This is a genomic window from Actinomycetospora soli, assembly GCF_021026295.1.
GTDB lineage: Bacteria > Actinomycetota > Actinomycetes > Mycobacteriales > Pseudonocardiaceae > Actinomycetospora > Actinomycetospora soli.
The window spans coordinates 148,114-160,683 of sequence record NZ_JAJNDA010000014.1 but is presented as its reverse complement, the minus strand read 5'-3'; the positions used below and the strand labels follow the sequence as shown (position 1 = coordinate 160,683).

Sequence of the window (12,570 nt, the reverse complement as noted above, 5' to 3'; positions counted from 1 at the left end):
CACGCCCCGGGCCGTCGGGCTCGCGAACTCTCAGGCAGGCCCTCAACGAGCTCGCTCAGCTTGGCGATGCACCAACGGCACCGGGGTGCCGCAGCAAGGTGTCACCACCTCCCTGCAGTACCAGGGTTTAGCAGTGAGCTCAGGCCGGGGCCGGACCCCCGGACTGCTCCGCGTGCTCGGCCTGCTCGGCCTGCTCCTTCGCGGCCTCGGTGGCCCGCCGGATCGCCCACACGGTCACGGCGGCGGCGAGCAGGGCGAGCGGGACGCCCATGGCGAGCCGCACCCAGCCCAGCCAGGTCTCGGCGTACGCCGAGTCGTATAGCCAGCGCTGCACCACGAACCGGGCGCCGAACACGACGACCCAGGCCAGGGTGGCGAGGTCGTAGGCCCGCAGGAGTGCCGGGGAGGAGCGCCAGCCCTGCCCGTCGCCGTTGACCAGGTGCCACAACACCCCGACCAGCGGCCGGCGGACCAGCACCGACACGAGGAACACGCCGCCGTAGACCAGGCTCGTCCAGATGCCGAGCAGGAAGAAGCCCTTGGCCTCGCCGGTGCGCCAGGCGATCAGGGCGCAGACGGCGACGCCGAACAGCCCCGACAGGGCCGGCTGCACCTTCTCACCGCGCACCAGCCGCCAGACCGCGACCGCCACGGCGGAGGCGACGGCCGCGACGATCGAGGCGACGAGGTTCGAGAACACCGCCTGGACGAGCACGAACACGACGACGGGGACCGCCGAGGTCACCACCCCGGCCACCCCGCCCATCTGCTCGAGCAGCGTGGGTGCCCGCTCCGCACGCTCCTCCGCCCCGTCCGACGGATCCGCCGCCGGCTCCACCCCCGCCGGCCCGGCGACCGGTGCGGTCGGGGCGTCCGGCCGCACCGGGGCGAAGGCGACGGTGGGGGGCTCGGCGGGACCCGGCTGGTCGGTCGGACGGCCGGCGGAGTGTCGGGGGGTGATGACGCGCTCCTGTCAGCCCCGTCAGGGGGCTCGCTGCAGCTCGTAGTACGGGTTGTAGATGACCTTGCGGCCGTCGCGGACCGCCACCCGCCCGCTCGCGCGCAGCGTGCGGCCCGGCTCGATGCCGGGGATCCGGCGACGGCCCATCCACACCAGGGTGACACCGTCGGTCCCGTCGAAGAGCTCGGCCTCCAACGTGGCCACCGAGTCCCGCGGACAGATCTCCACCGACCGCAGACGGCCCTTCACGGTGATCGCCTCACCCGTGCCCGAGCACTCGCTGGCCTTCTGGCACCCGGAGCGCTCGACCTCGGCGGAGAGGTCCTCCGCGTCCAGGTCGGACACGTCGGAGGTGAGCTTCTTGACCATCCGCGACATGAACCCGGGGCTCTTGCCCATCCGGCTGCTCCTCGCTGCAGGCAGCCGGGCACCCGGCTGCCACTCGGCCCTTCGGCGGACCCGTCGTCAGGATAACGCCATCAGGAACGCCCGGGGGACGTCCCGGAATCCGCCTTCTGCGGCAGCATCATGGGGATCACGGGCCCGTCCTGGCCCGCGATCTGGCGGGGGCGCGTCGGCAGGGTCTGGTAGAGCGTGTCGCGGAACGGCTCCGGCACGTCGTCGGGCACCTCGAGGGGCAGCAGCGAGCGCACCGGCAGCGGGTCGGGCGACCGGACGATCACGGTGCCGCGGACCATGTCGCGCAGCATCCCGTGCAGCGTCAGGGCGTGCTGGGCGGGCCCGGTGCCGACGCCGCGCAGCAGCCAGCGGGGCCCCTCGACGGCGACGACGCGGGCGACGACGTCCCCGTTGCGCGCGACGAGCTCGCGGCCCCACTCGCCGCGGTCGCGCCGGATGGTGGCGCCCTCGTTGTGCAGCTGGGCGGCCAGCTCCTCGACCAGCTCGGTCCACAGCCCGCCCGTCCGGGGCGCCGCGAAGGCGCTCACCGTCAGCCGGCCCTCGGGGACCATGACGTGCACCGCGCGCAGCGGGCCCGACGGGTCCGGCTCCGCGACCAGGGTGGCGCCGGGCGGCACGGGGAGCTGCACCGACCCGAGGTCGAGGCGCAGGCGACCGTCCCGCGGGGCGTTCTCGGCGTCCCACGGCCCGTGGTGCTGGTGGTGCCGGCGGCCCGCGGGCTCACCGTGCCCGGGCACCTGGGCGATACGGCCCTTGCGGTGGCGCCCGCGCGCCGGCTCGGTCGCGACCACTGCCTTCAGAGCTCCCTCGTCACCGGCCACGCGTCGTGGCCGTCCCGGTCATGCGTCGATCTGTCCATCGGCGGAACCCGCCGTGTACTCAATACCCTGCCCGTGACCTTCTCGTGATGTAAACGGGCGAGGGTCACGCAGGTTGTCACCCGACCCGGTCGACCCGAAGCCACCCGCACCCCGGGTGGACCCAGGCAGGGCGTCCACCACCCGGACCGTCGGCAGCTCCACCCGTTGCACGAGCAGCTGGGCCACCCGGTCGCCGCGGTGCAGCTCGACCGGCGCGTGCCGGTCGTGGTTGACCAGGCAGACCCGGATCTCGCCGCGGTACCCGGCGTCGACCACCCCGGGGGCGTTGACCAGCCCGATCCCGTGCCGGGCCGCGAGCCCGGAGCGGGCGCAGACGAGGCCGACGTGTCCCGGCGGCAGCGCGATCGCCACCCCGGTGCCCACGAGCACCCGCTCCCCCGGGTCGATCCGGACGTCGACGGTGGTCCGCAGGTCGAGGCCCGCGTCGTCCGGGTGCGCGCGCTCGGGCGGCGGCAGCCCCGGGTCGAGACGGACCAGATCGAGCTCGGACACGACGCACGAGGGTAGCCGCGGGGCACCGGCCGGCCGCAGCCCTCCCCGGCGCCTGCGCCGCTCGTCCTACCCTGGGGTCGTGACCCGAGCACCCGCCCCGAGCGCGTCCCCGGCCGGCCTCGAGCGCCTCCGTCTGCCCTGGTGGGCGTGGCCGCCGTCGCTGCTGATGGCCGGGCTGCTCGCCGCGGAGGTCCACATGGGGTTCCCCGGGGTGCGCTCCTGGCTGCCCTACGTGGTGCTGCTGCCGCTCGCGGTGCTGATCCTGGCGCGGGTCGGCCGCACGCGGGTCGGGGTGGCCCCGGGTGCCGACGGCGAGCGCGAGGTGTGGGCCGGCCCGGCCCACCTGCCGACCCGCTTCGTGGGGCGCGCCGACGTGGTGCGCGGGGAGAGCAAGCAGCGGGCCCTCGGCCCGCAGCTCGACCCGGCGGCCTTCGTCCTGCACCGGCCGTGGGTCCCGAGCGCGGTGCGGCTCGAGGTCGTCGACCCCGACGACCCCACGCCCTACTGGGTCGTCTCCACCCGGCACCCCGAGCGTCTGCTCGCCCAGATCCGCGGGGAGTGACGCCGGACGGAGAAGCCCGGCCCGGGGAGTCCCGGACCGGGCGGAGGAAACGGTGTGTCAGGCCGCGCAGTCGCGGCAGATGAACGCGTTGCCGCGGGTCTCGGCGAGGCGGCTGCGGTGATGGACCAGGAAGCAGCTGCCGCAGGTGAACTCGTCCGCCTGCTTCGGCAGCACCCGGACCGTCAGCTCCTCCCCGGAGAGGTCGGCGCCCGGGAGCTCGAAGCTCTCGGCCGTGTCGGTCTCGTCGACGTCGACGGCCGCGGACTGCGCCTCGTTCCGCCGGGCCTTCAGTTCCTCGAGCGAGTCCTCCCCGAGTTCGTCGGACTCGTTGCGGCGCGGGGCGTCGTAGTCGGTCGCCATATGGTGTGTCCCACCCTCGTCATGCGGAGTTCTCGGTCGTGCGCCCGCACAACGCGGGACGTCCACGGTTTGTGCCGGTCGCCGGAGTGACCCGGATCTCACCGGCACGGGTGTCGGAGACCGGCCCGGAGGGGCCCGCACCTGCTCGACCGTGCCGTGGAGCGGCGGAAGGGTAGCCGACCGCGCAGACGGATGCCCACGGGTCGGCTCGTCCATCCGTGTGGTCCGCCCGACAATCCGATCGCGCACGACCGGACGTGGACGGGACGTCGGTGCGGCGGACACGCCGACGCCACGGCGGGGCGTCTACGCTCGCCGCCGTGGCCGCCTCGTCCTCCCTCCCGCGCGCCGGCGGGTACCGGCGGCGACACCTGCTGCCGATGGCCCTGCTGGTGATCGTCCTGGCCGTCGCGAGCCTCCTCACCTGGATCGTGGTGTTCGTGAACTCGACGGCCCAGTCGGTCACCTCCTGCAACACCCCGCCCTCGGGCGGCGGCACCGTGCAGGCCCGCACCGCCCTGGACCAGACGGCCGCGGCCGCGCCGTCCGCGGTCGCCGTGCGGGTGCTCAACGGTGCCGGCCAGCGCGGCCAGGCCCAGCTCGCGGCCGTGGAGCTCGGCGAGCTCGGCATGCCCGAGGCCGCGCAGCCCGACAACGACCCGCTCTACCCCGCGCAGGACCTCAGCTGCGTCGGGCAGATCCGCTACGGGGCGGACGGCGCCTCCGCCGCCCGCACCCTCTCGCTCGTGGTGCCGTGCGCGGAGCTGGTCGACGACGGGCGGCAGGGGTCGGCGGTCGACCTCGCCCTGGGCAGCGACTTCCGGGACATCACCCCGGGGGCGGGCGTGAACGACGCCCTCAAGGCGCTCGCCCGCGGCTCCGAGTCCGGCGCGCCGGTGCCCGGCACCGACCCCACCTCGCTGTCCACGCTCCGCGACGTGGACTGCTCGCAGTAGCTACAGCTGCGCCGCCCCGGCCGCGCGCAGCAGGTCGGCCAGCGGTCCCGCCAGCGCGGGACCGGCGGCGAACGTCGCCTCCGGGCCCCACCCGTCGTCGGGACCGGCCCCGGACGACGGTCGGCGCACCACCGCCCCCGCCTCCTCGGCGATCAGGGCGCCCGCGCACCAGTCCCACGGCTTGAGGCCGTGCTCGTAGAAGCCGTCGATCCAGCCCGCCGCCACCGAGCAGAGGTCCAGCGAGGCGCAGCCCTGCCGCCGGACGTCGCCGATCGAGCCCGCGACCCGGCCGAGCAGGGCGGCCTGGCGGGCGCGCCGGTCGGGGTCGTAGGCGAGACCGGTCCCGACGACGGCGAGCTCGACCCGCGCGAGGGACGACGCGCGCAGGAGACGGCCGTCCAGGCGCGCACCCTGTCCCACGGCGGCGCTCCACACCCGGCGCGACACGGGCTCGACCACCGCGCCGGCGACGGCCCGCCCGTCCACCTCGGCGCCCAGCGACACCGAGAACCAGGGCAGGCCGTGCGTGTAGTTCACGGTGCCGTCGATCGGGTCGACCACCCAGCGGACCTGCCCGGGGCGCGGCGAGGTGGCGCCGCCCTCCTCCTCGCCGAGCACCGCGTCGTCGGGGCGCAGCACGGCGAGGCGCTCGCGCACGAGCGCCTCGCACTCGCGGTCGCCCGCGGTGACGACGTCGGTGGCGGAGCTCTTGGTGGTCATGTCCGCGACGGAGCGGTCGCCGACCACCCGGTCGCGCACCGCGAGGGCCAGCTCGGCGGTCTCCCGCGCCACCTCCACGGCGATCTTCTCCAGGCCGACGGCGAGTTCGGAGCGGTCCCGGTCGTCCACGTCCCCATCCGACCACATCTGGCTAGGCTCGCCCGATATCGCACGAGGGGACGGGGTGTGAACGGGATGCGACGGCTGGGAATCGACGTCGGCGGCACCGGCGTGAAGGGCAACGTGGTCGACACCGGGACCGGGGAGCTGCTGGCCGACCGGGTCCGGATCGAGACCCCGCACCCGGCCACGCCGGAGGCCGTCGCCGACACCGTCGCGGCCGTGGTCGAGGCGCACGCCTACGACGGCCCGGTGGGCATCACGCTGCCCTCGGTGGTCAAGACCGGCATCGCGCACACCGCGGCCAACATCGACCCGGCCTGGCCCGGCACCGACGCGGTGACCCTCTTCGGCGAGCGCCTGGGACGTCGTCCGGTGTTCGTCCTGAACGACGCCGACGCGGCCGGGCTCGCCGAGGTGCGCTTCGGCGCGGGCGCCGGCCGCCGCGGCGTGGTGTGCATGCTCACCATCGGCACCGGGATCGGCTCGGCGCTCTTCCTCGACGGGCGTCTGCTGCCCTCCACCGAGTTCGGGCACCTCCAGGTCGACGGCCACGACGCCGAGACCCGCGCCTCGGCCTCCGCCCGCGAGCGCGAGGAGCTGTCGTGGGGCAAGTGGGCCAAGCGGTTCTCCCGCTACCTGCAGGTGCTCGAGGACCTGATCTGGCCCGACCTGTTCATCCTCGGTGGCGGGGTGAGCAAGAAGCCGGACAAGTGGCTGCCGCTGCTGGAGGCGCGGACCGAGATCGTGGTCGCCCAGCTGCAGAACCAGGCCGGGATCGTCGGGGCGGCGATGGCCGCGGCCGAGGACACGAGCCCCTGACCTGCGGTTCCTTCCCGACGACGGGTCGCCACGCGCCGCCTGCCTGTGAGGTACGGGCGCCGGTCACCCGGCGTCGTTACAATGGCTGTCAGCTTGCGGCGGTTCACCGCCGGAGCCGGAGCCCAAACCTTCCCGACCACTCCGCGTCGAGATCGCCCCGGCCCCGGGTCCGTCGATCCGGTGTCCGCCTCCTCGCCCCTGCAGTAGATCGTCGCGAAAGGTCGTTTGTGGCAGCCGCAGATTCCGCCCGCCGTCGCGCCACCACCGCCACGGCGGAGCAGCCCTCGGGCCCGCTCGGGGTGGTCACCGAGGACGCCGACGCCGCCGCGCCCGCCGCGGCCCCGAAGACGACCCGGGCGCGGACCGCCACGAAGGCCGGCCCCAAGGGCGCCGCCGCGACGAAGGCGCCGGCCAAGAAGGCCCCCGCGAAGAAGGCCGCGCCCGCCAAGAAGGGCGCGAAGACCGAGGGCGGCGAGGGCGCCGACGGCGAGGCGCCGGAGGGCGAGCTCGAGGACGCCCCCGGCGACGCCGACCTCACCGAGGAGGTCGAGGCCCTCGGGGCCGAGGTCGTCGTCGAGGAGGTCGAGACCGAGGAGCCCACCGAGGAGGACAAGAAGTCCGGCGACTTCGTCTGGGACGAGGAGGAGTCCGAGGCGCTGCGCCAGGCGCGCAAGGACGCCGAGCTCACCGCCTCCGCCGACTCGGTCCGCGCCTACCTCAAGCAGATCGGCAAGGTGGCGCTGCTCAACGCCGAGGAGGAGGTCGAGCTCGCCAAGCGGATCGAGGCCGGCCTCTACGCGGCGGAGCGGCTGCGCAAGGTCGCGGAGACCCAGCAGGAGCTGCAGACGCAGATGCGTCGCGACCTGCGCTGGATCGTCCGCGACGGCGAGCGCGCCAAGTCCCACCTGCTCGAGGCGAACCTCCGCCTCGTCGTCTCGCTGGCCAAGCGCTACACCGGCCGCGGCATGGCGTTCCTGGACCTGATCCAGGAGGGCAACCTCGGTCTGATCCGTGCGGTCGAGAAGTTCGACTACACCAAGGGCTACAAGTTCTCGACCTACGCGACGTGGTGGATCCGCCAGGCCATCACCCGCGCGATGGCCGACCAGGCGCGCACCATCCGCATCCCGGTGCACATGGTCGAGGTCATCAACAAGCTCGGCCGCATCCAGCGCGAGCTGCTCCAGGACCTGGGCCGTGAGCCCACCCCGGAGGAGCTCGCCAAGGAGATGGACATCACCCCGGACAAGGTGCTGGAGATCCAGCAGTACGCCCGGGAGCCCATCTCGCTGGACCAGACCATCGGCGACGAGGGCGACTCGCAGCTCGGTGACTTCATCGAGGACTCCGAGGCGGTCGTCGCGGTCGACGCGGTGTCCTTCACGCTGCTGCAGGACCAGCTGCAGTCGGTCCTCGCGACGCTCTCCGAGCGCGAGGCCGGCGTGGTCCGGCTGCGCTTCGGGCTCACCGACGGCCAGCCGCGCACCCTCGACGAGATCGGCCAGGTCTACGGCGTGACGCGCGAGCGCATCCGCCAGATCGAGTCGAAGACGATGTCGAAGCTGCGCCACCCGTCGCGCTCCCAGGTGCTGCGCGACTACCTGGACTAGGTCTCCACCGACGACGGCCCCCGAGCTCCGGCCCGGGGGCCGTCGTCGTTTGCGTGGGACATCGATCTCGCGTTGGCTCTGCTCCCGTGACGTCGTCGCGGTGGACCGTCCCGCTGCTCAGCGTGCTGTTCGTGCTGCTGTGGGCGTCGGGGTTCATCGCGGCGAAGCTCGCCACCCGCACCACCGACGTCCCGACGGTGCTGTTCTGGCGGTTCGTCATCGCGGCGGCGGCCACGGGCGTGGCAGCGGCCTGGCTGCGGCCGGCGATGCCGCGGGGTCGGTCGCTCGTGCATCTCGTCGTCACCGCGCTGCTGCTGCAGGTCGGTGTGTTCTCGGCGGTGTTCACGGGTCTCGCCCGCGGCGTGCCCGCCGGGCTGACCAGCCTCGTCGTCGGGCTGGCCCCGCTGCTGGTCGGGCTGCTCACCCCGCTGGTGCTCTCCACCCGGCTCGGCGCCGCCCCGGCGATCGGGCTGATCATCGGGGCGGGTGGGGTGTACATCGTGGCCTCCGGCGGCCTCTCCGCCGGCGGACCGGTCGGCCCGGTGCTGCTGCCCGTGCTCGGGATGGCGTTCCTGACGGCGGGCACGCTCTACCAGAAGCGCTTCAACGACGACACGCCCGTCGCGTCCGGCGTCGCGGTGCAGATGGTGACGTCGATGCTGGTCCTGCTCGTGGCCATGCCATTCCTCGCCCCGCAGTGGCTCCCCACCGGGGCCGGTGGGTGGGTCGCGGTGGCCTGGTTGGGCGTGATCAACTCCGCCGGGACCTTCGCGGTGATGTTCGTGCTCCTGCGGCGGCGCTCGACGGTGCACGTGTCCGCGCTGATGAACCTCTCCCCCGCGACGACCGCTCTCCTCGCGGTGCCGCTGCTCGCCGAGCCGCTGACCGGGCGGGCCGTGGTCGGGCTCCTCGTCGCCCTGGTCGGGATGTTCGTCGGGCTGGGCGCGTGGCCCCGCCTCCGCCGCCGTCGCGATGACGTGTCACCGGTCACCCGTTCTGGTTCGATGCATCCATGAGGACCACGGCCGCCGTCGTACCGAGCACCAACGCCCCGTTCGAGATGCGCGAGCTGGAACTCGACGACCCCGGGCCCGACGAGGTCGTGGTGCGGATGGTGGCCAGCGGGGTCTGCCACACCGACCAGGTGCTGCGCGAGCAGCTCGTCCCGATCCCGCTGCCCGCGGTCCTGGGCCACGAGGGCGCGGGGGTCGTCGAGGCGGTCGGCCCGGGCGTGACCACCGTCGAGGTCGGTGACCACGTGGTGCTCTCGTTCAACTCCTGCGGGCACTGCGCCCAGTGCGACTCCGGGGCGCCGGGCTACTGCGCCGAGTTCGCCGCCCGCAACATCGGCGGCACCCGCCCGGACGGCAGCACCGCCTTCCGCGACGGCTCGACGTCGGTGTCCTCGCACTTCTTCGGGCAGTCGTCGTTCGCCGCCCACTCGGTGGTCTCGGCGCGCAGCCTCGTGGTGGTCGACCGGGACCTGCCGCTGGACATGCTGGGCCCGCTGGGCTGCGGCATCCAGACCGGTGCGGGCGCGGTGCTGAACAGCCTCGACCCGGAGGCCGGCTCCACCATCGCGGTCTACGGCGCGGGTGCGGTGGGCGACGCCGCGATCCTCGCCGCGGTCGTGGCGGGCTGCTCGACGATCATCGCGGTGGACACGGTCGCCGACCGCATCGCCTTCGCCCGCGACGAGCTGGGCGCCACCCACGGCGTCGACGCGTCCCGCGAGGACCCGGTGGCGCGCATCCTGGAGATCACCGGCGGCCGCGGCGTCGACTACGCGCTCGAGACCACCGGCGTCGGGTCGGTGCTGCGCCAGTGCGTGGACTCGCTCGCCGTCCGCGGCGTGGCGGGCCTGCTCGGCCAGGCGCCGATCGGCACGGAGGTCCCGCTGGAGACGGCGGCCTCGCTGCTCAAGGGCTGGACCCTCACGACGATCATCGAGGGCGACGCGGTGCCGCGCCTGTTCATCCCGCGTCTGATCGAGCTCTGGCGCGCCGGGCGCTTCCCGTTCGACAAGCTCGTCCGCCACTACGACTTCGCGGACATCGAGCAGGCGTTCACCGACTCCGCGCAGGGGCGGACCATCAAGCCGGTGCTCCGCTTCTGAGGCGCTAGCGTGGACCCGTGCCGATGGAGGAGCGGGTCCGCCCCGACGAACGCCGCCGTTACGTGTTCCTGCTGGGCTTCAACGTGGTGTTCGGCCTGGTGTGGCTGGTCGGGCTGATCGTCACCGGCGTCTGGTGGTTCGCCGCCCTGCTCGCCGTGTGCATCGTGCTCGGCGGTCTCGCCGCCTGGGCGCTCTCGGTGCTGCGCCGCGAGGGCATCCGCTGAACGCGGCGTCGCTCGGGGCCAGGGCCGCGGCCGCCCTGGCCATCCCGCTGCAGGAGGCGTTGGGGGCCCGCCCCGCGGAACCGGCGGCGCCTACCGGCGGGCTGGTGTTCCCGGTGCGCGACCTGGCCCTCAACCCCGGCGGGACCCTGCACGCCGGGGCGCTCGGCGCGATCCTCGAGCTGCAGGGCTTCCTCACGCTGCTCCCGGAACTCGCCGACGACGAGCACGCCGTCACCCACCACATCTCGACGCAGCTGCTCAGCCCCGGGCAGCGCGACGAGGAGGTGCTGGTGACGGCGGTCCTGGAACGCCGCACCCGGCGTCTGGGGTTCGTGAGCGCCACCGCGACCGTCGGCGACCGGCTCGTGGCGCGCAGCCAGATCACCAAGTCCGTGATCGCCCTCCGCTGAGCCCGCCCGCACCGGGTCTGTGATGCTCCGTGCCATGACCCAGCACCCCGAGGCCGACGACCTCCCGGGCCCCGACCCGGCCGACGTCCACCAGCGCAGCGTGGCCGTCATCCGGGCCATGGACGCCGGGGACCTGCGCGCCGTCGGCGAGCTGCTCGGCGAGCTCGGCGGGCCCGAGGAGTTCGGCGCCCAGGTGGTCAGCCTCGCGAGCCTCGCGCGTCTGCTGCTCGACCAGAACCCGCAGACCGCCCCGGAACGCGACGAGGCCCGGGGCGCGGTGCTCGACGAGCTCGCCCGCGTCCTGATCGCCGCGGAGACGCCCTAGGTGTACTGACCGGACAGGTTGGTCAAGCGGGTGATCGGGGCCTGTCTGCCGATGGCGCTGTGGGGCCGGTGGTGGTTGTACTCGTGCAGCCACCCCGGGAGCGCTTTGCGGCGCTGGGATTCGCTCAGATAGAGCCGTCGGAAGGCCCACCCGGCGGTCATGGTGCGGTGGAACCGTTCGATCTTGCCGTTGGTCTGGGGCCGGTAGGGCCGGGTCCGCTTGTGCACGACGCCGAGCTCGGCGCAGGCCTCGCGCCAGGCGTGGGACTTGTAGGCCGACCCGTTGTCGGAGAGCACCCGCTCGACGGTCACGTTGCGGGCGGCGAACCAGGCCACGGCGCGCACCAGGACCCCGATGGCGGTGACGGCTTTCTCGTCGTCGTGGATCTCGGCGTAGGCGACGCGGGAGTGGTCGTCGATGACGGTATGGACATAGGCGGTCCCGATCAGCGGGGCGCGTCGGGCGCTGCGGCCACGGTGCGCGGTGGCGGCCCGGTTGCGCTTGCCCTGGGCGCGGCCGACGTAGCGCCATCCGCCCTGGTCGGGGATGTTCCCGAGCTTCTTCACGTCGACGTGGATCATCGCTCCGGGGTGGGGGTGTTCGTAGCGGCGCACGGGTTCCCCGGTGGCCCGGTCGAGGTGACCGAGTCGGCTGATGCCGCAGCGGCGTAGCCACAGGTGCACCGTGGAGGCCGCCACCCCGAGCCGGGCGGCGATCTCGAGCTGGCCCAGGCGCTGCTTCCAGCGCAGGTGCACCATCTTGCGGATCACCGGCCGCGGGGTCGTGCGCGGCATGCGGTGCGGGCGTGAGGACCGGTCGACCATGCCGGCCTCGCCGAGTTCGCGGTAGCGCTGCGACCAGCGCTTGGCGGTCGGCCACGAGACCTGGAAGCGGATCGCGGCCTGCGCGATCGGCCAGTTCTGCTCGACGATCAGACGCGCGAGCTTCAATCGGCCGCGCGGGGTCAGCGCCGCGTTAGCGTGGGCCACGGAGGACCTCCCGGTCGTGAGTGGGTGCCGTCAGACAGCTCCACAGCACTCCCGAGAGGTCCTCCCCTCAAGATCATTCAGACCGTGTCGTCACACCGGTTCAACCAACGTGTCCGGTCAGTACACCTAGGACCGGACGGGTCCGGCGCGACGCCCGACCTCACGGCGCGGCCGTGGCGGCCACCCCGAGCCACACCAGCGCAGCCACCTTCGCCACCTCGAGCGCGACGTAGACCAGGTGCGCGTGGCTGCGCCGGCCGGTGTCCCCGCCCGCGAGGACGCGGTCGGACCGGCGCGTCAGCACGGGGCGCACCGCCACGAGCTGGACCGCCAGCAGCCCCACGGCGACCACCCCCGCCGTCCGGACGGGACCGAGGACCAGGCCGACCACCACGACGACCGCGAACACCACCTCGACGGCGTTGAGGGCGCGGAAGACGACCCGGCCGATGCCGAGGCCGACCGGGAGGGTGACGCCGGGGGCGCGGAACTTCAGCGGCGCCTCCAGGAACGAGATCGCCAGCACCATCCCGAGCCACACCCACGCCACCGCGGTCACCACACCGAGCACGTCACCACCCTGCCACCGCGCACCCACCCGG

At 73.9% G+C, this 12,570-nt stretch carries 17 protein-coding genes; 9 read left to right on the top strand and 8 right to left on the bottom strand.

All coding sequences use genetic code 11. The features are described from left to right. Nucleotides 1-139 precede the first annotated feature (139 nt). From LN037_RS22265 to dut, 4 genes are all read right to left on the bottom strand, one after another. Complete coding sequence (locus LN037_RS22265; protein WP_230757023.1) at nt 140-883, bottom strand: DUF3159 domain-containing protein; 744 nt, start codon at nt 881-883, stop codon at nt 140-142. A 99-nt stretch (nt 884-982) separates the two neighbouring features. Continuing rightward, a complete protein-coding gene (locus LN037_RS22260) occupies nt 983-1,360 on the bottom strand; it encodes an OB-fold nucleic acid binding domain-containing protein (protein WP_230757021.1) in 378 nt (125 codons plus the stop codon). An 80-nt stretch (nt 1,361-1,440) separates the two neighbouring features. Then, entirely contained in the window at nt 1,441-2,172 is a 732-nt protein-coding gene (locus LN037_RS22255) for a DUF3710 domain-containing protein (RefSeq protein WP_230757017.1), read from the bottom strand. Nucleotides 2,173-2,220: 48 nt separating this feature from the next. Further along, nucleotides 2,221-2,754 (bottom strand): dUTP diphosphatase, encoded by a 534-nt coding sequence (gene dut / locus LN037_RS22250; protein WP_230757014.1) that lies wholly within the window; start codon nt 2,752-2,754, stop codon nt 2,221-2,223. A 79-nt stretch (nt 2,755-2,833) separates the two neighbouring features. On the opposite strand from dut, the gene LN037_RS22245 reads away from it, so the two are divergent. Next, on the top strand, nt 2,834-3,316 hold the full coding sequence (locus LN037_RS22245; protein ID WP_230757011.1) for a DUF3093 domain-containing protein: 483 nt from the start codon (nt 2,834-2,836) through the stop codon (nt 3,314-3,316). A 57-nt stretch (nt 3,317-3,373) separates the two neighbouring features. On the opposite strand, the gene LN037_RS22240 is transcribed toward LN037_RS22245, so the two are convergent. Continuing rightward, complete coding sequence (locus LN037_RS22240; protein WP_018334507.1) at nt 3,374-3,676, bottom strand: DUF4193 domain-containing protein; 303 nt, start codon at nt 3,674-3,676, stop codon at nt 3,374-3,376. A 320-nt stretch (nt 3,677-3,996) separates the two neighbouring features. Between LN037_RS22240 and cei the strand changes: the two genes are divergently transcribed. After that, nucleotides 3,997-4,632, top strand: a complete 636-nt coding sequence (gene cei / locus LN037_RS22235) for an envelope integrity protein Cei (RefSeq protein WP_230757009.1) — start codon at nt 3,997-3,999, stop codon at nt 4,630-4,632. Here cei and LN037_RS22230 read toward each other — a convergent pair whose 3' ends face one another. After that, nucleotides 4,633-5,481, bottom strand: coding sequence for an inositol monophosphatase family protein (locus tag LN037_RS22230; RefSeq protein WP_230757006.1), 849 nt, complete (start codon nt 5,479-5,481; stop codon nt 4,633-4,635). Between the two features lie 66 nt (nt 5,482-5,547). On the opposite strand from LN037_RS22230, the gene ppgK reads away from it, so the two are divergent. The 7 genes from ppgK (at nt 5,548) to LN037_RS22195 (ending at nt 10,979) form a co-directional block, all read left to right on the top strand. Further along, nucleotides 5,548-6,294, top strand: coding sequence for a polyphosphate--glucose phosphotransferase (gene ppgK / locus LN037_RS22225; protein ID WP_230757004.1), 747 nt, complete (start codon nt 5,548-5,550; stop codon nt 6,292-6,294). A 227-nt stretch (nt 6,295-6,521) separates the two neighbouring features. Then, a complete protein-coding gene (locus tag LN037_RS22220; protein ID WP_230757001.1) occupies nt 6,522-7,904 on the top strand; it encodes an RNA polymerase sigma factor in 1,383 nt (460 codons plus the stop codon). 86 nt (nt 7,905-7,990) lie between these two features. Further along, entirely contained in the window at nt 7,991-8,920 is a 930-nt protein-coding gene (locus LN037_RS22215) for a DMT family transporter (protein WP_230756999.1), read from the top strand. Further along, nucleotides 8,917-10,020, top strand: coding sequence for an NAD(P)-dependent alcohol dehydrogenase (locus tag LN037_RS22210; RefSeq protein WP_230756997.1), 1,104 nt, complete (start codon nt 8,917-8,919; stop codon nt 10,018-10,020). The genes LN037_RS22215 and LN037_RS22210 overlap by 4 nt, the downstream gene beginning before the upstream one ends. A gap of 17 nt (nt 10,021-10,037) precedes the next feature. Beyond that, nucleotides 10,038-10,244: a hypothetical protein gene (locus LN037_RS22205; RefSeq protein ID WP_230756995.1), complete on the top strand. Its 207-nt coding sequence runs from the start codon at nt 10,038-10,040 to the stop codon at nt 10,242-10,244. 113 nt (nt 10,245-10,357) lie between these two features. Continuing rightward, on the top strand, nt 10,358-10,654 hold the full coding sequence (locus LN037_RS22200) for a PaaI family thioesterase (protein WP_230756993.1): 297 nt from the start codon (nt 10,358-10,360) through the stop codon (nt 10,652-10,654). 34 nt (nt 10,655-10,688) lie between these two features. After that, the gene (locus tag LN037_RS22195) at nt 10,689-10,979 is read left to right on the top strand and encodes a hypothetical protein (RefSeq protein WP_230756990.1); all 291 of its coding nucleotides are present in this window, start codon (nt 10,689-10,691) and stop codon (nt 10,977-10,979) included. Here the strand turns inward: LN037_RS22195 and LN037_RS22190 are convergent. Together LN037_RS22190 and LN037_RS22185 are read right to left on the bottom strand one after the other, a co-directional pair. Further along, entirely contained in the window at nt 10,976-11,968 is a 993-nt protein-coding gene (locus LN037_RS22190; protein ID WP_230756987.1) for an IS481 family transposase, read from the bottom strand. The genes LN037_RS22195 and LN037_RS22190 overlap by 4 nt on opposite strands. 160 nt (nt 11,969-12,128) lie before the next feature. Further along, the gene (locus tag LN037_RS22185) at nt 12,129-12,539 is read right to left on the bottom strand and encodes a hypothetical protein (protein WP_372460513.1); all 411 of its coding nucleotides are present in this window, start codon (nt 12,537-12,539) and stop codon (nt 12,129-12,131) included. Nucleotides 12,540-12,570 lie beyond the last annotated feature (31 nt).

Excerpts from the sequence above, each read along its gene's own strand:
- LN037_RS22260 (WP_230757021.1), bottom strand. The coding sequence starts at position 1,360 with ATGGGCAAGAGCCCCGGGTTCATGTCGCGGATGGTCAAGAAGCTCACC.
- ppgK (WP_230757004.1), top strand. The coding sequence starts at position 5,548 with ATGCGACGGCTGGGAATCGACGTCGGCGGCACCGGCGTGAAGGGCAAC.
- LN037_RS22240 (WP_018334507.1), bottom strand. The coding sequence starts at position 3,676 with ATGGCGACCGACTACGACGCCCCGCGCCGCAACGAGTCCGACGAACTC.
- LN037_RS22210 (WP_230756997.1), top strand. The coding sequence starts at position 8,917 with ATGAGGACCACGGCCGCCGTCGTACCGAGCACCAACGCCCCGTTCGAG.
- LN037_RS22195 (WP_230756990.1), top strand. The coding sequence starts at position 10,689 with ATGACCCAGCACCCCGAGGCCGACGACCTCCCGGGCCCCGACCCGGCC.